Here is a 19687-nt window from a genome sequence, read left to right on the forward strand (position 1 = left end):
CGAGTTCCAAATCCTAGAATTCAATAAATGGAGGTAAATTCAAATATACAAAAACAATTTTTTATGAACTCCTTCTCGCGGAGTTTGCAGCAAGAGGTGGTAGTTGTAGCGCTTTTAGCGGTAGTGTGCAGCTTTTTATTGGATTCCATTATTTTGATGTTTGCTGGTGTTAAAAAGGTCGTGCAACCTATCAATCTGCATAAAGCTGATTATATCGCGTTATGCAAGATTGCAAAAATTGAAATAATACATTGGGAAACTGGAAAGACATTATGCGTTTTGTCAAACTATTATAGTGCTTCATGATTTGATTGCTGCATGTTAAAATAAGTTAAACGCATGTACCAGAACGAGCACTTTTTAGAAGGTGTAATATGAAAGGTTATTTGACTCTATTTTTTTGTGTCTTTGAATTGTTCAGTCTTTTTAGGACTTTAGGTTGTTGCGCATTATCGTTTCTATTTATGGAAATAAGGGTATCTAAGTCTTGTTTAACGGCGTTGAAATCTGAAGACAAAGTATCAATTTGTTCTTGTTTTATTTTTATGCCGCTGGACATGTAAGATCTAATGTTAAAAAATAGGTTAATGCACATGCCTAAAAAGGTCAAGCTTATTGCCGCAATGGAAAGACGAAATGCGCGTTTTGAAATCTTTAACGCATTCGTAGCCGTTGCAATCTGTAACTGAAAACGTTGTTCATCCCTCGCTATAAAGCCTTGTTCTACAAATCTTGTTAATTCGGGTGTTGTAATTATTTCCTTTGAAGCATAATCCAGCAGTAGTCCCCCCACGTTTTCGTCGGCAAATTTATATTTTACAGATGCAGCATTGCTAGCCCCTTGTCCGAATTCAAATTTCGTTGGTATAATATTGGTTCTTTCGACCAGTATGATATAATGTTCATCAGCTAGCATTTTTAATAAGTTGACAGTAATTATTATATCTAATGTCAATTGACCTACTCGTTCAACAAGGGCCTGAAACTCTGGAGGACTAATAGGACGTTGAACGATTTGAAATAGTAAATCATGAGTCTTGGCAGTTCTGTCGAGAGAAATTCGAACGCCAAGTAGCTTTTTATCCAGTAGTGTTTGGACATTTGTTTCTTTTCCTTCACTAATGATCTTAGTAATATGTTGCTCTTCTGAACTGAATTGACGCATGTTAGTTTTCGATTTGTTTGTAAAATAGTAATCTCCATAATTAAAATAGATAGCCTCTTATGAGGACCTTTACAGCAGGTTTTTCTGCATTTTTAAATTTCCCCAGTTCGACATATATACAATTATCTTTTAAATAAATTATTGGGAATTTCAGATACCTGAATCTTATCGAATTAAAATATTATCCTTAATATACTCTGTCCGAATTTTTGTATCATAGTAGGAGTCCTCAAAAATCTCCAAGCAACAATTTGATCTTTGAGATTTTCATTGGTTCCACTTCAGAATTTCTAAAATCTTCGATTGCCCTTTCAATATACCAAAGAAGATGATGCGCCAATTTAAAATCCGGGGCAAGTTCAAACATTTTTTTCCTTAGAAAATTCTCCACCATTAACAAGTCTTCCTCGCTCTTCGCCGCAAAATCGTTGATCACTTCCAGTAAGAAATGTTTAGCGGTTTCATAAAACCGTGACCTGTTATCTTCCTCAACAAGCAACAGACAAATCAGATCGTCAATTTCAGATAGGGCCCAGGCAGTATCAACCTTGCAGATCTTAAATCCGCTTTGGATATGGTACGGCGCTAAACGTGTTTCCCTAACTTTTGACATGATAAATGAAAAGCCCTTTTTTTCTCCAATTGCCGATAGATATTTTGCCAGGCTCATTTTGGTGTCGTCCGTTAGTTTATCTGTTCCAAATTGTAAAAGGATAACTTCGCTTACCTCTTTTGGAAATTCAGTGTAAAGTACCTTGACCATATGCAAGAAGTTATGATCGTTGTGATTTCCAATGGACAGGAAAACTGGCAAAAGTGTTTCCGCTTCGCCGCCAAGCTCGAGGAAGATGTCTACACCAACGTATAATTCCTGTTCGAGTTTTCCACTCTTTAAAGCCTCATAGATCAAACCAACTGCTTCGAATAACTTTAAGTGACGGCATAATCCAATATGGGTGCCTAAGACCATGGGATCACTTATTCCTCCTCTCATGTTAGCTAAGACCTTGGCCTGTAGCAATTGCTTTTTCTGATCAAAGAACTTTACCAGAAGAGAAGAAATGGAATCACTTTTGTTAAGTTTATGATGTTCTATTCCCCTCATCCCATTTCGGTCCATCCAAAGAAGTTCTAATAGAAACCGTTCCTCACTACTCATCTGGAACCGTTTCCAAAGTCTTGCAAGCAACAATTCCTTTTGACGCCAATGCAGCATATTCTTTTCGATCAAAAAAGCATTCTTAAAGTTTGCCTGCGGTATCTCTTTATTAAAATAATCAGCAGCAATTGATTTAAATACCTCTTCTCCGGATCTTGCCGTGAAATTAAAGCCAAGGATTAATGCCGCTCTGATAAACTCGAATTGTTGTGGATCCTCCAGCACCCTTAAACAGTCCTTAAGATAGACTATTTTCTTATCAGTCATTTGGTCACTAAGAAACCTGTACATCAGTTCTGAATCTGCCTTAAACCGCTTAGGCTTGCTGTCGTAATCAATGTAAAGATCCTCATACGGGAGCGATTTTCGCCCATAGGCACTAAAAAACAATATTGCACCTTCCCTGAAACTCTCAAGCGAGCCAATGTATTTTAAATCATTTTGAAATTTAGTCTCCTGTGAATGGTTATAATGTTTGTCAGCGGGGTCCTCCGTTATTTCCAGCTTTCCAAAAGCATCTTGTATCAGGCCACTAAAATAGCTGGATTCCTCAAATTTTTTCATCAGATAAAGACCACTTCTGAATGAATTCAAAGCAGGCCTGGAGATTAAGCCCTCCTCATGTGCATAAATCAGATAAGACATGCAATCATGGTCGATTATGTTTGAAAACTCGTAGTGATAATTTACATCAGGGTTCAAAAGCAATATCTTTATAGCAAATAACGCTGTCCCTGTGTTTCTGAAAAATTCCCCAAGGTGGGAAAACTCATCCTTAATCGCCTGTCTGCCCAGTTTCGAGATAAGCTGGATCAGAGGAAAGATGATACCCCGATCTTGTGCATAAATAAAAGTTGATGTTGTTTTAAGACCTGAAACAAATGTTCCAAGCGCATCAGTGCGATGAGAATAGAAAGATAGCCATGCACCCGTTCCAACCAGATCATATAGCTTCCTTAAATTTTCAGGCTTTTTCGTAGCCAGGAGAAATTCTCCAAGCTTCTGCTCAGAACCGTTGTGCCTGATGGATTTATTATAATTGACCAGCAAAATAAAACCATCGAGACCAAAATGATAATGCTCATCCACAAGGTTTTTCGCAAGAAGATATTTATAAATTCCCTCCCGGAATTCATGTTTGGTCAGAAGGTCTGTTCTTTCCATTGCGGTCTTGATGACTGGTAGCCCCGTTCCGCCGTAGAAAGAAAAGATATTCATTAAAAGCTTTCCATAGTATGGATCCGAGAAACTTTTAAGTTCTTCAAGCGCCTTTTCCTGGTAATCAGTAACCTGTTCCGCATTTAGCGCCATTTCCTTTATGATCCGGCATATGGTGACCTTGACCACTTCATGGATATCAGGACGAAGAAGCGAGATGAGATACCGAATGGGTGTCGCATTATTTCCTATAAACTGTGCAATATCATCCTCGTCAATCCTTATCGGGCGAGAGCTGCGTTGAATGCAGTTATTAAGGATAGTAGTTAGGATCTCAAGCCTGAAGGAGGAGGTAAACTTACTGCTGTCACTATAAGTCAATAATTCAATGTTATCTTTTTTTATAATTGAAACAAGTGATTCACGCAACGGATCCTTTTCGCCCAACATCGATATTACCGAAGCAACAGTTTGGACCCACTTCGGGCGAATTTTTTTGATTTCCTCGCCCAAACATATAAAATCAAAAATCTTCAATTCTTCCTCAATCAATGCCAGGGCGGCAAGCTGTTCCTGAAGTAGCGCATTTTGAAAAAACCACTTGCCGTTTTCCAATGATAGTAAAGCACTGTGCTGGAAAAGTTCGATCTGCTCTGGATTAAATAATTCTTGTATAAAGTCCTCATCAGCAGCATTCAGCCCGGCAAGTTGAAAAGCTAGGGCAAGCTTTTTAAGTGCCTTTCGATAATCCATCTTCCTTTGTAGGAACAGATTTCCCCGCGATAATTTCCTGTCCGCAGATATCAACAGGGATTCATCAATAAACTTTGAGACAATATCAATCTTACTTGACGGAAGGTTTCGGGGATTCTCTGCAAACCATCTGGTCAACATGACCAGATAAAATGGATGATGAAGGAAATCGCTGATCCCTAGCATCTTGATCTTTTTGTTAAATGCATTTCCCTGCTGCTCAGAAAGCTTAGAGGAAAGATATTGCTCGATCAGAAAATAACCCAAGGGGTTAATGTTGAAGAATTCTATATGCTTTAGCTTGCCGTGAAGATTGTAACGCTGAAAGAATGATTTTCTGCAGGAGAATATAATATTAACCGTAGGGTATTTCTGAATAAACTCAGCGATATGGCCTGTGGTTTCAATAAAGAGGTCGGTTGGCACTTCATCAAGACCATCGATAACTACAAGCAGATCCTTTGATGGGGTATCCCTCCAAGTATTAAAGTTGGCCTCTAGAATTTCATCTATTGCCCGTATGTTTACTGATTTAAGCTCAATCAAAATCGTCTCAAACCATGGAGATCCAACAGATAGCTCATATGCGGTCTGCTTCAGTAACACGCTCTTACCTTCATAGGCGTCGGCCAAAAGACAGACCTTTCTGGAAAGCAACGGATTTTCCCTCATCAGCTCCGTGAGGAAAATAGGTTTTTCCACTCTTCGCCGACTCCACATCGAATCTTCCTTTTCCTGTCCGAGTACAGAGATGCTACGGCTTATGAAATTTTCCTGTGGAAATACTTTAGTTTTTTTAAATGGTTTTCCATGGCAATGTTTTTCGGCATCCTCTATTCCAAAAAAGTGGCTTACAATCCTGTAATATTTGGCCAGTATCGAATTTAAGTAATTCCCGTCCCAAATGATGAGCTCAATACCATGGGTATTTCGCATTCCTGCCTTTTGTTCATTCAGGTAGTTTTGAATACTGGTTTGCTGAAGATCAGCAGAAGTGCAAATCAAAAAACGGTCAGAGGAGTTCAAAAAAGAACCTTGCTCAAACTCTGTAAGGATCGTCCTAACCTTGCTTGGGTTAATTGTCTTAACATGCTTGCACTGTATCGTGAAAAACTTTCCAGTCGTTTGATCAAAACTTAGGATGTCTATTCCATCCTGTTTACTTCCCTTCTTTAGAAATTCTTCAAAAGAGGGAACGGCATATACCTCCTGGGCGAGATAGACCGTGAGCTGTTGGAACTCTTCCCATGTAAGTTTGTCGAAATTAAGTTTGCTGGTCATTTTTTTGAGCCACGTATAAAATTAGTAGAATAAGAAATCTTAATTGACCCTTGTATTTAGCTTTTGTATTCCCAGGTCCATACGGAAAGAAAATATTAGCTCTTTGGACAGTTCTCTTATTTTTTCCTCATGAACGTCGAACACTTCAGAAAAATTACGATCCTCGTGCTCATGGATAAGATATTCCATCAGATCATCAAGTTGAGTAAGTATGAAATCAGGCACAATTAGATGAGCTCTCGCATATAGTCCGTCTAGTTCGAGTGCTTTGGTGTCCACCTGATTTGCAAAATACAGGAATTGTTGCTGGGTCAGCTCACCTCTTTTTTTTGCTGCGGATACGCGGTCTATGATCGCAACGAACTCATAAATATTACCGGTAACCCTCTCGTACATTTTGAATTTCTCTGTATATAACTGATTTCTGATGCCCAAGGTTTTGCTGAGCCGGTAATTGAGCAGACTGATGACAAATGCCGCAAGGGATACAGTGATGGCTATATCCGTCGGTTTTAAATCGGTGATTATGGAAAGCGTCATAAGTTCTTTGCTAGGCTATAAGTTAGTTTAAAGTGTTTTTTTGGTGGACGTCCACAATTCTTGGTAACCTACTCATGATTTGTCCCTTTTTTGTTCATGGCATTTAGAGCTAAATCGGATCTTAACAAAACAAGATCAATTTATAATGAAAATGCGAGAAGAATTGATTAGACAAGAAGTAGTAGAGCGATATATTTTTAAGGAGAAATCAAGGGGCTATGTTAATGATTTGCTAGTTCAAAGACAGAGGTGAAGAACGAATTGGTCTCTGCGGCCCTTCTTGCCTTCGCAATTATTGCCTCCTGTAAAGTCATACGCCCTTCAAGGATAAAAAAGATATCCTGTCCATCCGTGCCGATCAGGTTGGTGGGCTTTCCAATGGCAAAGGCCTTGAGTGCCTGTTGTGTAAATCCGGAATAACTTATAAAAAGCCCTCTGGACCAAATTGCCTTTCCGCTAACCTTACCACTGAAAATTAACAGGTCAGCTTCTGGCGTCTGTTCTGCATGCCACTTGGCCTCCATCAGGTAGGTGTCTTGGTTAAGGTCAAAACTGCCGTCAATTTCTTCTCCAATGATCCTGAAAGATTTCTTCGGCTGAAGCGCAAATGCATCAAACAGTTTTACAAGAAAATCCTGAAAAGCATAACCTCTTTTATGAGCATCCAACGAGGTCAATGATATGTATTCAGACTTCAGTCTCGCTATTAATTCTGGGTTTGTCTCTTTTTTAATCTCAACTTTTTCAGGCTCCGAACTCATCAGGCTTCTCAGGAATGCAGGATCCCATAATTCCGGTATTTTAAAGCCAATATCCTGAATGCTTTTGTTGATGGCCATTATCTCCTCCCTTAAGATGGGATTGCCCTTGTTATTGCGGTAGACCATAGCGGCCTGCACAATGGTCAACATCAATATGCAGAACTTACCTTTTGCGTGTTCAAGGGTGTTTTGTAGCAGAGTTGATATTGCAATCTTTTTGCTGCCACCCTGATATAAATTTCCGATACCAGATTTTTTGGCACATCCTCCAAAAGAAATTGTTGGGTCTCCATAAGGATGGGGATTAGCTGGCAGAAAATCATAAAGCAGGCCGGAGAGGGTGGTTATTGCTTGGGTATCTTTTAAGTTGATTGCCATATTGAGCGTCTAAACAGCTAATTTACAGATTTGCAGTTAATCCACAGCAGATATTTGTTTTAATATTGCAAGGTTTTATCATAGGATGGATTAACATTTTATTCAAGAGATGGACATTTCAATGTTTTATTCTACTTTATTTCTCTTAATAATCGTTTATTTAAATTATGAAAACTCCTGCAACCATTTCCCCAGAAATAATAGCCTTTTTATCTGATATTAACGATCAAAGTCCTTTCTTTCTGGACGTTAGGCCTGCTCCCGAAGCGATGGTAGGTGGATGTTTTCTCAACGTGTCCAAAGCTGTTGAGGAAATTGGAGGTGAAATGATTAGTGGCTGGCAGGTGTGGCAAAGCAGCTTTCTACTGGAAGCAGAGTACCACGCAATATGGAAAACCCCGGGTAATGAGCTCTTGGATATTACGCCCAAAGCAATTAGGGAAATTGACAAGATTCTGTTTCTACCAGATCCGAGCAATCCATATGTTGGTAAGAATGTAGATAACATCCGGATTAATATCTCCGGAAACAAGCTTGTCGATGACCTCATACTTGTAGCAGAACTGGAATTTGCGATATTGAACAGGGGAGATAGAGCATATAAACGAGAGGTGAGTTTAAGTCTGACAGAAAATCAAAAGTTACTAACGCTTCGATGGATGAAAGTTGGTATACTGGCCATGATCAGTTACCCTGCAACTATCGACTTTCCCTGTTTCTGCGGAAGTACGCTTCCATACAGGAATTGCCATTCAAAAAATATTACTGAATAGAAATAGAGTTAATCTGGATTTCCAATAATGCAATCTCTTCTGATTTATAGATTTATAATCTTCTTTGAAGAGGTATTTCTTATCAAAATTGTCTATTCAGGATTGACGGGCTTTTTACTTCTTATTTAATATTAATTGAGTAATTCAGGATAATATTTAATCGGTAAATTAATTTTATTTATCTGCATATATAACCTACCATTGCTACAGATATGCAGATAAATTGAACCCTGCCTGGGGTTCCTTTTTCTTTTGCCTTTGCCCTCTCATGGGCAATAAGAACCCTTGGAGGGTTCTTCAAGCGGGGCTTACGGTATCGTAAGGCAAGCAAAGTAGGGCTCTGCCCAACTTCCGCTTGCTCCTTTTCCGAAAGAAGGAAAAGGACTTCTCTGCAATGTGCCAACCCCTCATGGTTCGCCGTTATTGCCCAACAAGGTAACGCGGCTTGCAAGGTTTGGATGGTAGGACGGTTCGTATTCGATAAGGCCGATTGCGATCAGCTCGCCCATGCATTTGTGGTAGGTTGCATAGGAACGGATGGCCGAATGTTTCATCAGCTCCCGCCTTGAAACCCGAAACGGGTTTTGGCGCGATGCCTTGTCGTGGTACATGAGTATGGCCGAATAAAGGCTGAGGTGCGATTGACGGAAACGCCTGTTTCCGCTAGCGAGTTTCAGGAAACTGGCCAATTGTTCTGCCGTTCTCATTACGAATTACCAATTTCGCCCAACAACTGCTCGATGTCCGCATGTGCATAGTAGAATATACCACCGATCTTTTCATAGGGAAGTATTCCCTTAATGCGAAGGTTCTGCAAGGTGCCAGAAGAGATCTTCAATAGCTTCCTTACCTCCGAACTTCGAAGGAATTGTTTGTTGGTTACCGTTTCGTTGGTTTTGATGGTCTGTTTGATCTGCTCTATAAGTTCTGACTTGAACCTGTGAAGCTCTTCTCTGGTTAGGATCTCAATCTGCATAATGCCTCCGTTTTTAAGTTTACGGAAGCAAAATTGTATGGAAATACGTCGGTAACAATGACCATAAGTTTGCTATGGTCATATACGATAGTTGAACTGCCTGTTATTTTTCGATATAGTTGACAGGCACTATTCTGAAAAGTTTATGTTCAGCTTTGATTTCTGTTCCCTTTGAGGTTACATCTCCTTTATTGCCAACATAATAATTACGTAGCGTTTCTACTGATAAATCATCGCCACCGTCAGAAAAGTACTTGCCGATCAGTCTTGGATAGACGATCTGGTGATCGCTCAAAATCAGTTTTCTGCCTGATGGCAGTTCAAGTTTCTCAACCTGCTTCAACAAATCGATAAAAGTAGCAACATAACCTTCTTCAATTCTGATCTTCTGGCTTACTTCGAAAACTTTTAGCTCATCAAGGCGGGCTTGGAGTTCTTCGATTGTTTCCTTTTGCCTTTGAATTGTATTTTCCTTTTCTTCAATTACCAAGTGAGGTGGCCTAGCATCCCATATGTCTATGCTCTTCAGGTATTTTTCGAACTTTTGCAGTCTTTTCAAGCTATCCTTATGAATACCGTGATTATTCGAAAAAGGATCTTGTATTTCGAAGTGCTTTATCCTTATTTTAACAATCTGCCACACATGTCGGAAAAAATCTTCTTGATTAACAAGATTATTTTCCAAAGCATATTTAAGGTGATAGTTATAATAATCTGCAAATTCTCTTTCCTCTATTCTGTAGATTTTTAGCAGGAAATGGTTGTCATCATGGCTGTGCCATAACCCCATGAATGTTCCCAAATCATATGGATGGGCAGAGAATGAAAAGGGCTTACGGGGTTTGAAATAGCTAACATTCATAAACAATAATTCTTGAACAACCTAATTTAAGGTTTTTTCGAAGAATGCACATCGAACAAATGCCGTACGTATAATCTTATGCTTAAGAGAATTCTTTTATTCTATACCAGCTTACTGTTGAAAAGTGCCTGGTAGTAGGTTTCAAGATCTTTTGCTGTATGCTCAAATTTTTCGCATATCCCTCTGCAGTATGAACTGGTCGTTTTTACCAACATTTCCAACCGATTGATATCTTCTATGGCAGAATGCAGCTTGAGCTGGTAGTACCAGAATTCTTTAGCGGTCAGAACCATGGCAATCGGCTTGCCATTAGCCATATCGAAGTTCAGCATGGAAATCAGGAATTTTCGAACCTCTATCAGATCGTTCGGATTTCCCTTTGCGTATGCCTGGAATAGTTCATCCCGTGTCTTTAGCCAAGATTGAAGATCGCTATCATGAGGCTTTCCATTCAACGTTATTGACACATCCGTAGCAGCTTCAAATGCTTCCTTCATGCTCAGATTTATTGAAAGAGTCATCGTGGCATCTTCTTTTTGGAACCCTGCCAAGATCGGAAACATCTTTTCCTGTTCGCCCTTGACGATTGACAGACTTTTGTACAGGTTATCAAAAGCCTGTATCCGTTTGACCCTGCCTTTCAACCTGATATTTTCAAAGCCGACGAAGAAAGCCTTGAAAGAGCTACTATAGGAAATCTCTTTGAAATTGTCCAGTGCAGGGCAGGGCTTGACATAGAGATTGAAGTTGGAAGGACTCCCTTTTAAGGTAATAAAACTCCCAAAGGTGCTCAGCGACGATGACTGCTCGTAAAGATACTTTTTAAAGATCAGATAGTTCCTGTGCACCAGTTCCCTTATCGCCCGTCTTTCCCTAAATCTGCTGATCGCCTTAAGCAGTTCGTTTACCATAATCCCTAAGCAAAAGACAGATAGCGAAACAATAATGGTCGCGGTTGGATTTTTGTCAATACCCAGATAGCTGGATAGCCATTCAATAAATTCATTCATTGTTACGAAAAAGGAGCCTTAAATGTATTAAATCTCTAAACTACTAACAATTTTAGAAAAAGTCATTCACAGGGTGCATTGAAAAAACCAGTAGCCTTGACCCTCACTCGCCAATATTAAAGTAGTCTGTAATCGCCTGGCATTCAAAAGTAAAAAGGTACAGTATTTTTTAGTAAGACAGGGGCATTTATTGTTGGTTTTTCCCATTCGTAGAACCAATAACAAAGCATTTATTAAGTCATTCTTTCAATAAAACTATTGTATATTTTTTCTCCTGATATTCCTCATATATATATATACTCCTCTGGATCAATATTCCTCAAACCGAGATTTACTCCAATATGTGTCTCGTCCTGCTATAGCTTGTCGTTGTTCCAAAGCAAGCACAAAACGATAATTAATTTCAGGACAAGACATAGGAATGTTTGTTGTTTTTTTGAACAAGAGGTATTTCGCAGTAATGCTTAACCTTATATTATGTCGCTATTGTCGGTTTCCACACTAAAATCTATTTTTTCACTACGTATTTTAAATTATCAAATAAACGGTGAATAAATCTTCTATCATTTGTAATAACTTCGCCCTGTCCTTTAGATCCCGCTCTGAAACCCAAATTAGCGCCATAGTTTGTCGTTAATTTGCTGGGAAAATCAACCAATACCATGTATGTTTCTACATCATTCTTATCAGTTTTAACAGTTGTTGATGTTATGGAAATCGAGCTAACTCGGCCAGTGATTGATCCATATTCTAAATATGGGTAGTCTTCAAGTTTGACGATAACTTCCTGGCCAACTTTGATCTTACCAGCACCTCTAGAGGGTAAAATTAATTGACCTGCTACCGTTTTCTCATCTGGAACTATTGAGAATATTGGCTCGCCAGCCTGAACAAATTGATTTTCATTAAAGAATTTAAGGAATTGCACATGACCATTAAACGCAGCCCTGAAAACATATTTCTGATGCCATGTTTTAATATTGTCAACAAGGTCATTGTAAGACGCAATTAAGGCAATCCGTAGCTCTTTTTCTTTCTCCGGCTTCTGGATTCCAATTTCCTGGATCTTACTTTCTGTTTGTTGGCTCGACTGCTTAGTATTAATGAGGCTATTCAATGCATTTTCTACAGCCTCTCTAGCAGCCAGATAACTCATCTGGCTTTTATCAAGTTCGGCCTCGCTAATTACTTTTTTTGAAAAGAGTATTGAATCTCTTTTAAAAAACTTATAAGCGTAATTTAATGAATTTTTAGCCATTTGAACCCTTTTAGATGTCGTCGATTCAGCATTGTGCTGCTCGGATAAAAGGTTGCTGAAACTTGATTTCTGTTTATCAAAAATTTTATCTTCCTTGTAATTTATAAATTCCTGCAACGCATTCCTGAATGCATAATATTTTATATTAAGCTCCCCAAGCGAAAAATTGTGGGGAATCTTTTTTGATATATCGGTTATATTATCAGCATTAGGCTGGTATAATTTTAAAAGGCTGTCTATATAGGAAATGTTGATGGGATTAGTTGAATTTTCAATATACCCCAAAATTTGTCCTTCCCGAACTTGATCAAGGGATCTGATCCCGTTTAATTTAAGTTTTCCATTTGTGTTAGCAATCAGTTTCAATGGGGAACTATTTGAATTTATAGTAATCTCACCTGTTATTATATCAGGATACCTCACTATCCATCCAAAGATGATCATTGTCACAAATAAAAAAAGTACTATCATTGATATCCAAAAGCCAAAACGTGTCGGCATCTTCTCAATAATATGTTGAACTTGATTTGTTCTTTGGTCAGTTCTATGTAAATGTCGATTGTTCATAGGTAAGACCTAGTTAATTTGTTGCTATTTCCTGAACAGCTGGGTTGTTTATCATCATCGGTAATTCTAGTTGGGAGTGCACCAACTGAAAATATCTTCCTTTTCGTTCCATTAAGGAACTATGGTTGCCAATTTCTACAATGCTTCCATTTTGCATTACAACAATCTGATGAGCTTTTCGGATTGTGCTTAAACGATGTGCAACGACAATTACCGTCTTTTCCTTAAATACATCATCTAAGGCTTGAGTGATTTTCTGCTCATTTAACGTATCTAAACTATTTGTTGCTTCATCAAAAAAGAGATAGTCTGGGTTTTTGTATAGTGCTCTTGCGATCAATATTCTCTGTTTTTGTCCGCCGCTCAAACCGCGTCCCTGTTCACCCATTACAGTCTGGTATCCCAACGGTAAAGCCTCTATTTCTTGTGTGATATTTGCTGTATTCAATGCTTTCTTTAATTTTTCATAGTCTATCCTTTCATCATCAAGGACTATATTATTTAGGATAGTATCATTAAAGATTTTTCCATCCTGCATAACGGCTCCACATTTATCCCGCCACTGTCTAAGGCTAATATTATTAATGTTCATATCGCCAATACTAATTTCTCCAAATGAAGGCTTGTAAAGTCTTAGCAAAAGCTTTAGCAACGTGGATTTACCACTTCCGCTATCGCCAACAATAGCTGTTACTTTACCTTCTGGGATAACAAGCCTAATACCCTGAAGTATTGGCCTACCATTGGGTGTATATTGAAAAGCTACATTTCTTAATATCAGGCTTTTATTGGAGGGTAATTCAGTGCTGTTGTTTCCCGTATTTTCATGTTCGTCTTCAAGTTGATGTATTTCATTTAAACGTAAAAAACTGATTTTGGCAAACTGATAAGAAATCACAAACTGTATGAATTGTACAACTGGAGCATTTAGCATTCCAATAATAAATTGAGTCGAGATCATGACGCCAAATGTTATATCACCATTTATTACAGCTTTGGCACAGTAAAATGTTATGAAAAGATTTTTTAGACTATCAATAAATTGAGCTCCCAAATTTTGCGTATTGGTAATACTCATTACACGGAGATTGACTTTGTAAAGTCTTGCCTGGATATCCTCCCACTTCCATCGCTTTTGTTTTTCATAATTATTTATCTTGATATCTTGTATTCCAGAAATTACCTCAACCCAGTAACTCTGGTTCTTACTTACTAGATCGAAGTATTCCCAGTCCAATTTTTTTCTGATATTCAAGAACGCCACAACCCAAGACACATAAACAACACTTCCACCCAAAAATATATAAAAAATTATTGGGTTATAAATAAACATAATGACCGCAAAAACAAAAAAGGTGAACGTCGAAAATATCATGTTCAGTGAGTTATTCATGATAAAACTCCTTATCCGCTCGTGATCTTGGGCCCGTTGCAAAATATCCCCAGTCATCTTATTTTCAAAAAATGTTATTGGCAATCTCATTAATTTGATGAGATAGTCTGAGATAAGCGCAATGTTTACCCTTGATGTAATATGAAGCAAAATCCAATCCCTGACGAGATTACTCAACAGAACACTGACAATTATTGCAACATTTGCCAGTAATACAATATTTATAAAATTTATATCATGTGTTTGGATTCCAACATCAATTACAGATTTACTGATAAATGGAAGTAGTCCCTGCAGAAGTGTAACGATAAACATTACAATAAACAGATTCACGAAGCTTTTCTTGTACGGTGAGAAATAGCCTAAAAAATTATCAAATGTTTTTTTTCTTTCGATTTTTTCCTCTTTTTCGCGCTGGTGAAAATCTGCTTGAGGTTCTATCACCATCACTAGTCCAGTAGTACCTTCTTTAGCAGTCTCCTTGTCAGGCTTCACCCACTTTGTGGAAAATTCATCAACTGAATAATTTACATGACCTCTAGCTGGATCTGCTATATAGATCGTTCCGGTTAGGCCTTTCGTCTTATCGCTTGATTTTTTTATTTTAAAATCGTAGACTACAACAAAGTGGTTCTCATCCCAATGTACTATCGCTGGTAATGGGAGTTTGGTTAAAAAGTCATTAGTCTCACACTTTATTGCCAAAGTTCGCAAACCAATTTCCTCGGCTGCGTGACTTAAATCAAGAAAGCTAACTCCTTCTTTCGTTATTCCACACTTATCCCTTAAGTATTGTATGCTATAAAATCTGCCATGATGCTGTGCTACCATCTTAAGACAACTTGGGCCACAATCCATGGCGTCAAGCTGCCTCTCATCCGGAAAGGTTTTCCACTTCATAAAATTTGTTTGAAAGGTTAATTACTAGCAATAACTGGTTTTTTTTTTGAAATAAAAAATATTTATCACATATTTACTAGATCAAAATTAACGTAATCAAAATGAAAAGAACAATTTTAACTTTTGCGGATATGGAAAGGGATTTCCATATTGTTCCTACTGAAGAACTCAATCAATTTCTTGGCGGAATAACTTTTGACAATTGGTTGGAGCTATTAAAATACATTGCTGAACACGGTATAGATGACAATATCAAAAACACTCATTGGGAGTTGGATGGAGCAGGAGGACTAAATAGAATCGACATTGTCCAAAAAGATAACCAATGGGGCTTTTATGCGACATCGGGTAATGCATGGGGAAGTGAGCCAACAGGAGGCGCAGGTTCTATTTCGGTAAACGTAAATTCAACTTGGGTACCAGTTACGAGTACATTAAACAATGGTGCGACCGCATATCTCGAAGCGATTAATAAAATCTACCAAAGCGGAAGTGGCTACATAATGGGTTATAAAACAGGAAGCGACATAACGTATGAGAACTTTTGGAACAGAACTTTCAATCTCCTCACTAGTTCAACTATTGGTGCAATGACTGGGGGGGTTTCAAGTGCTTTAGAAGGAATATTTGGGACAGTTGTAGGTGGAGCGGTTATGGGGTCACTGGAAAATTTTGTGCCTGCACTATCTGTAACTTCTGAAGCCGACAAAGTTCGAAACGACATTGTTCTCGCCACTTTACAGAATCATGGAATTGCAAACTATACTCCTGGTATGACCATGGGCGGAACCGTTAAATTTACAAATACTGATCTTGATCCGTTTACATTAACGATTGATATGCGTGACTTAATGAAGGCGATGAAAGAGCATATGGTTAATAGGGGATTTATTGACAGTGAAGGAGAAATTGATGAAAGTAAAAGAGCGGCTTACATGAGTGAGTTTAATCAACTAACTCAAAATGCATCCACTCTTTTAGGTTTGACACAAAGTTTGGGTGGTCTTTCAACAAGGGGGAGTTATCCCAACGGCGGAATTGTAGGAGGCGGTGGCTCTACTGGTCCAGTAGGTCCTGGATATACAGAGCCTCTCCCGGATGGCACTTACTTACCTATGCCAGAGCCGACAATTTATGATCATCAACCAGAATTCTTCATATATAATGAAATGCCGGATTCTAACTTAGTTCAGCATGTTTCTTCTGATCCAATAAGTTTTATCTATCCTTATGGCGGTGGATTTGTAGAAAATGACATCTGGACAGATGAAAATGGCGATAGATGGTTGATGATATTTTGTGAAAACATGAATGATCCTCATTGGGATGGTGGTGTAGGTAGTGGAGCGAGATGGGCAGCTTCTAAGCTCAATAATGGTGGTTAATGACTAATTATTTAGAATCGTTGAAAAAAAATCATATTGTCTTTTGCGTTTTGGTTATTAGTTTCATGATCTATCTTAGACCAACAATAACATCAATGTTGTTGGATAATTCAAATTCAAATAAAACCCGTGGAAGTTTAATTGGATCTTGGAAACTGGTGGATGGAAGTGATGGGGCTTCTTATCTTGGAGCTGATGGAAAGGTTATATCATTTGATAGATACCTATTATATACCTCACATCGTGTACTACCACAACAATATGTAATAAAATATATTCCTTATAATAGGAAAAGAGGGGATTATCACAACCTGGCGACAGTAGTACTCTCTTCAAGCGATAAATTTGATGAGTGGATGGAGCATAGCTATGCTATCACTAGCATAACTGCCGATACACTAAAGCTCGTTCCAACCTTTATGATCTTAGCGAGTAGAATGGCAAAAGAATACACATTCAAGAAATTAGATACAAAATAAAAGAATTTAAAAATGATCAGAAAGACGTTAGCCTTAAGATCGTACATCTTAACAGGTTTAGTTTCACTTTTACTCACAAATTGTAAAAATGAAAAGATCCTTGAGACAAAGATTCATGGAATATGGTACGGACAAAGACAGGCTGTGGGCGAAAACTATACGATGGCCCTTGAAAAAATCGTTGATGCGGAAAGAAAAAGTAAACAAAAGAGTGAAAATGTGAATTTGTGCTTCAAAGAAAATGGTATATTACAGATGATCGATAACAAGAATGAAACCAATATTATTGATTCTGCCAAATTCAAGATTGAAAGCGATAGTACATTGAAAGCCGGAAATTATAAAACCAAAATAATTAAAATAAGTAAAGACACCCTTATACTCTATTCTGCTGAGGAACCAATTTTAAAGTTATTAAGGGTATTTACACGAAAAAAATAAGACTAAGTTTTGATATGATGGCTAAAAAAATGCCATTCTTTTAAGAGATTTTATTTTCTGGACATCCGTAAAAGTTAATTAGCTGGAGGCAGTTGAACGTGGTTCCCATTTCAAAAGCGGTTTATGTTAATTTTTTTTAGATTGTTTATGTTGTTGTAGAAAGATATTGATATATTTACATATAGCAATTGCAGCTAAAACGTATAAAGAAAAGGTGAGCGATTCGGTGAGTACCAAATCCACAGTCCCCTAGATAATTAATAAACGCTGATATTTGAACAAGGTTCGAATCCCAGCGGGGATTAGATTCCAACAATCTTATTATCAAATCCGTTGAATTTTGAGAACCCAATTTCATTTATAGTTGCAACACAATCAATTAATTACTAAATTTAAATATTCATTTACAGCCAAATTGTAACAAAAAAATGGTGAGCATTTGGTGAGCTGATTGTAATGTTTGTCCTTTAAGATATTAATTTATAGGCGCTTATGGTTGGGTGTTCGAGTCCCGTCCATTCCGCGAAAATAATTTTAAATAAAAGCCTGTAAATTAAATTTTTACAGGCTTTTTCGTTTTCTGGAAACACCAAGGCATTTATTTTTTTAGTCCCAATATCATTCCAATGCTGTAATATCTGTTTCTTTTTGATGAGGTAGCCAAAATAATTTGGTGAATATTAATAAACAAGACCACAGCGCTGTCTATTCAGCTCAAAAACGGTAAAACTGGTAAATAAAACAGTATTCTGTATAAGCCCATTGCAAGCTTTAGTGGCGAACTTTGCGGTACCGTTGGTGAGAAATGCGATCTGAAACTAAAAATAACCGTGAATAGTACATAAAATAACTTCATTGCAATGAAAACAATTTTCAGGATAATGGTATTAGCTTTTATAATGGGAATTTCATTCTCTATAACCGCCTGCAATAGCAATAAAAATCAAGAAAAAATGATAACAGAAAACACTACGGCTCTTTTCCCTAAAGGAGAAAAATTAACCAACGGATATTTTACGGGAGATGCTTATCTGCAAACGCTTCTGGCAAAAGATAAGAACAACGATTTTGTATTGGGGAGCGTAACTTTTGAACCAGGCGCAAGAACCAACTGGCATACGCACCCTAAAGGGCAGGTGCTGATAGTAACCGAAGGCGAGGGCCTTTACCAGGAAAAAGGGAAAACAGCCCGGATCATCAAAAAAGGAGATGTAATCAACATTCCAGAAAATGTGGAACACTGGCACGGAGCTACTGCCAGAACAAAAATGGTACACATTGCCATTACCAATTATGAAGGCGAAACCAACGCAGTTTGGTTAAACCCTGTAACTGATGAAGAGTTCAATGCAGCGAACAAAAATTAAGCAATCAAAATGATGGGCAAAAGCAGATTTTTAAAGGGAATACTATTTTTTGTGCTCACAATAAGTATGATCAAAATGAATGCACAACCAAACAAAACAGCTAATACCGATTTATCTGCACAACAGCAAAGCCTGGTAAAGATTTCGGCACTTACAGCTACGGGAAACCTCGAACTGTTAAAAGTTGAATTGAATAAAGGCTTGGATTCAGGACTTGCAATTAACGAAATCAAAGAAGCGCTCGTTCAGCTTTATGCGTATTGTGGCTTTCCAAGAAGCCTTAATGCCATTAACGTTTTTATGGCTGTAGCAAAGGAGAGGGAAGAAAAAGGAATCAACGATAAAGTAGGGAAAAAAATTATTGTAGAAAATAATCCTAAAAATAAATACGAACAGGGCAGAAAAGTGTTGGAAGAACTCACCAAGACACCACAATCAAAACCTGCCCCGGGCTTCGGAGCATTTGCGCCACGTGTTGATGCTTTTTTAAAGGAACATTTATTTGCCGATATTTTTGTTAGTGATGTGCTGAGTTATCAACAAAGAGAAATGGTAACAATTGCCGCTCTGGCCTCTATGCCTGGTGTTGATAGTCAGCTGCAGGCTCATATTAACATGGGAAAGAATACAGGCATAACTGAAAACCAATTGGAGCAATTAGCAATGTTGGTTGAAACAAACGTTAATAAAACACAAGGAAATACCATCAGGAAAATAATAGGAAAACCATTGGTTCCTGTAATTGAAAAGGATATGATGGTGCGTATTTCTGAAATCGAAATTTTACCCGAATACCTCGAAGATTATAAAACCATTTTGCAACAGGAGGCCGCAGCTTCTGTAAAGATCGAGCCTGGTGTAATTGCCATTTTTCCTATGTTTCAACAGAAGACCCCCACTGAGGTTAGGATCATAGAAATATACGCTAATAAAGGAGCATATCAATCTCATTTACGAACACCACACTTTCAACACTACAAAACAACGACCCTAAAAATGGTAAAAACATTAAAACTGGTAGATATGAACAGCCTGGATAATGAAACGATGCTGGAGGTTTTTAGTAAACTAAAATAGGATG

16 protein-coding genes are annotated in these 19687 nt (G+C 37.9%); 6 read left to right on the top strand and 10 right to left on the bottom strand.

The window, feature by feature from the left end; all coding sequences use genetic code 11:
- Positions 1–382: 382 nt before the first annotated feature.
- From ACTJKN_RS25805 to ACTJKN_RS25820, 4 genes are all read right to left on the bottom strand, one after another.
- The gene (locus ACTJKN_RS25805) at positions 383–1165 is read right to left on the bottom strand and encodes a hypothetical protein (RefSeq protein ID WP_440828495.1); all 783 of its coding nucleotides are present in this window, start codon (positions 1163–1165) and stop codon (positions 383–385) included.
- 229 nt (positions 1166–1394) lie between these two features.
- Complete coding sequence (locus tag ACTJKN_RS25810; RefSeq protein WP_440828496.1) at positions 1395–5516, bottom strand: restriction endonuclease; 4122 nt, start codon at positions 5514–5516, stop codon at positions 1395–1397.
- 39 nt (positions 5517–5555) lie between these two features.
- Positions 5556–6056 carry a hypothetical protein gene (locus tag ACTJKN_RS25815; RefSeq protein ID WP_440828497.1) on the bottom strand — a complete coding sequence of 167 codons (501 nt, stop codon included), beginning with the start codon at positions 6054–6056 and terminating at the stop codon, positions 5556–5558.
- 221 nt (positions 6057–6277) lie between these two features.
- The gene (locus tag ACTJKN_RS25820; RefSeq protein ID WP_440828498.1) at positions 6278–7195 is read right to left on the bottom strand and encodes a hypothetical protein; all 918 of its coding nucleotides are present in this window, start codon (positions 7193–7195) and stop codon (positions 6278–6280) included.
- Positions 7196–7362: 167 nt separating this feature from the next.
- Between ACTJKN_RS25820 and ACTJKN_RS25825 the strand changes: the two genes are divergently transcribed.
- Positions 7363–7968 carry a hypothetical protein gene (locus ACTJKN_RS25825; protein WP_440828499.1) on the top strand — a complete coding sequence of 202 codons (606 nt, stop codon included), beginning with the start codon at positions 7363–7365 and terminating at the stop codon, positions 7966–7968.
- A gap of 407 nt (positions 7969–8375) precedes the next feature.
- Here the strand turns inward: ACTJKN_RS25825 and ACTJKN_RS25830 are convergent, their stop codons facing one another.
- From ACTJKN_RS25830 to ACTJKN_RS25855, 6 genes are all read right to left on the bottom strand, one after another.
- Positions 8376–8675: a hypothetical protein gene (locus tag ACTJKN_RS25830; protein WP_440828500.1), complete on the bottom strand. Its 300-nt coding sequence runs from the start codon at positions 8673–8675 to the stop codon at positions 8376–8378.
- The gene (locus ACTJKN_RS25835) at positions 8675–8944 is read right to left on the bottom strand and encodes a helix-turn-helix domain-containing protein (RefSeq protein WP_440828501.1); all 270 of its coding nucleotides are present in this window, start codon (positions 8942–8944) and stop codon (positions 8675–8677) included. Before ACTJKN_RS25835 ends, ACTJKN_RS25830 begins: the two co-directional genes overlap by 1 nt.
- Positions 8945–9047: 103 nt before the next feature.
- Positions 9048–9806 carry a hypothetical protein gene (locus ACTJKN_RS25840; RefSeq protein ID WP_440828502.1) on the bottom strand — a complete coding sequence of 253 codons (759 nt, stop codon included), beginning with the start codon at positions 9804–9806 and terminating at the stop codon, positions 9048–9050.
- Between the two features lie 101 nt (positions 9807–9907).
- Positions 9908–10816, bottom strand: a complete 909-nt coding sequence (locus ACTJKN_RS25845; RefSeq protein ID WP_440828503.1) for a hypothetical protein — start codon at positions 10814–10816, stop codon at positions 9908–9910.
- 508 nt (positions 10817–11324) lie between these two features.
- The gene (locus tag ACTJKN_RS25850; RefSeq protein ID WP_440828504.1) at positions 11325–12641 is read right to left on the bottom strand and encodes an HlyD family secretion protein; all 1317 of its coding nucleotides are present in this window, start codon (positions 12639–12641) and stop codon (positions 11325–11327) included.
- A 13-nt stretch (positions 12642–12654) separates the two neighbouring features.
- The gene (locus ACTJKN_RS25855; protein WP_440828505.1) at positions 12655–14934 is read right to left on the bottom strand and encodes a peptidase domain-containing ABC transporter; all 2280 of its coding nucleotides are present in this window, start codon (positions 14932–14934) and stop codon (positions 12655–12657) included.
- A gap of 101 nt (positions 14935–15035) precedes the next feature.
- Here ACTJKN_RS25855 and ACTJKN_RS25860 point away from each other — a divergent pair, with 101 nt between their 5' ends.
- The 5 genes from ACTJKN_RS25860 (at position 15036) to ACTJKN_RS25880 (ending at position 19683) form a co-directional block, all read left to right on the top strand.
- Complete coding sequence (locus ACTJKN_RS25860; RefSeq protein ID WP_440828506.1) at positions 15036–16319, top strand: hypothetical protein; 1284 nt, start codon at positions 15036–15038, stop codon at positions 16317–16319.
- Positions 16319–16798, top strand: coding sequence for a hypothetical protein (locus tag ACTJKN_RS25865; RefSeq protein ID WP_440828507.1), 480 nt, complete (start codon positions 16319–16321; stop codon positions 16796–16798). Before ACTJKN_RS25860 ends, ACTJKN_RS25865 begins: the two co-directional genes overlap by 1 nt.
- 12 nt (positions 16799–16810) lie before the next feature.
- Complete coding sequence (locus ACTJKN_RS25870; protein ID WP_440828508.1) at positions 16811–17239, top strand: hypothetical protein; 429 nt, start codon at positions 16811–16813, stop codon at positions 17237–17239.
- Positions 17240–18192: 953 nt separating this feature from the next.
- Positions 18193–18606, top strand: coding sequence for a (R)-mandelonitrile lyase (locus ACTJKN_RS25875; RefSeq protein WP_440828509.1), 414 nt, complete (start codon positions 18193–18195; stop codon positions 18604–18606).
- A 75-nt stretch (positions 18607–18681) separates the two neighbouring features.
- Positions 18682–19683: a carboxymuconolactone decarboxylase family protein gene (locus tag ACTJKN_RS25880; RefSeq protein WP_440828510.1), complete on the top strand. Its 1002-nt coding sequence runs from the start codon at positions 18682–18684 to the stop codon at positions 19681–19683.
- The last annotated feature ends 4 nt before the right edge of the window (positions 19684–19687 follow it).

The organism is Pedobacter sp. 22163 (genome assembly GCF_052045595.1).
Taxonomy (GTDB): Bacteria; Bacteroidota; Bacteroidia; order Sphingobacteriales; family Sphingobacteriaceae; genus Pedobacter.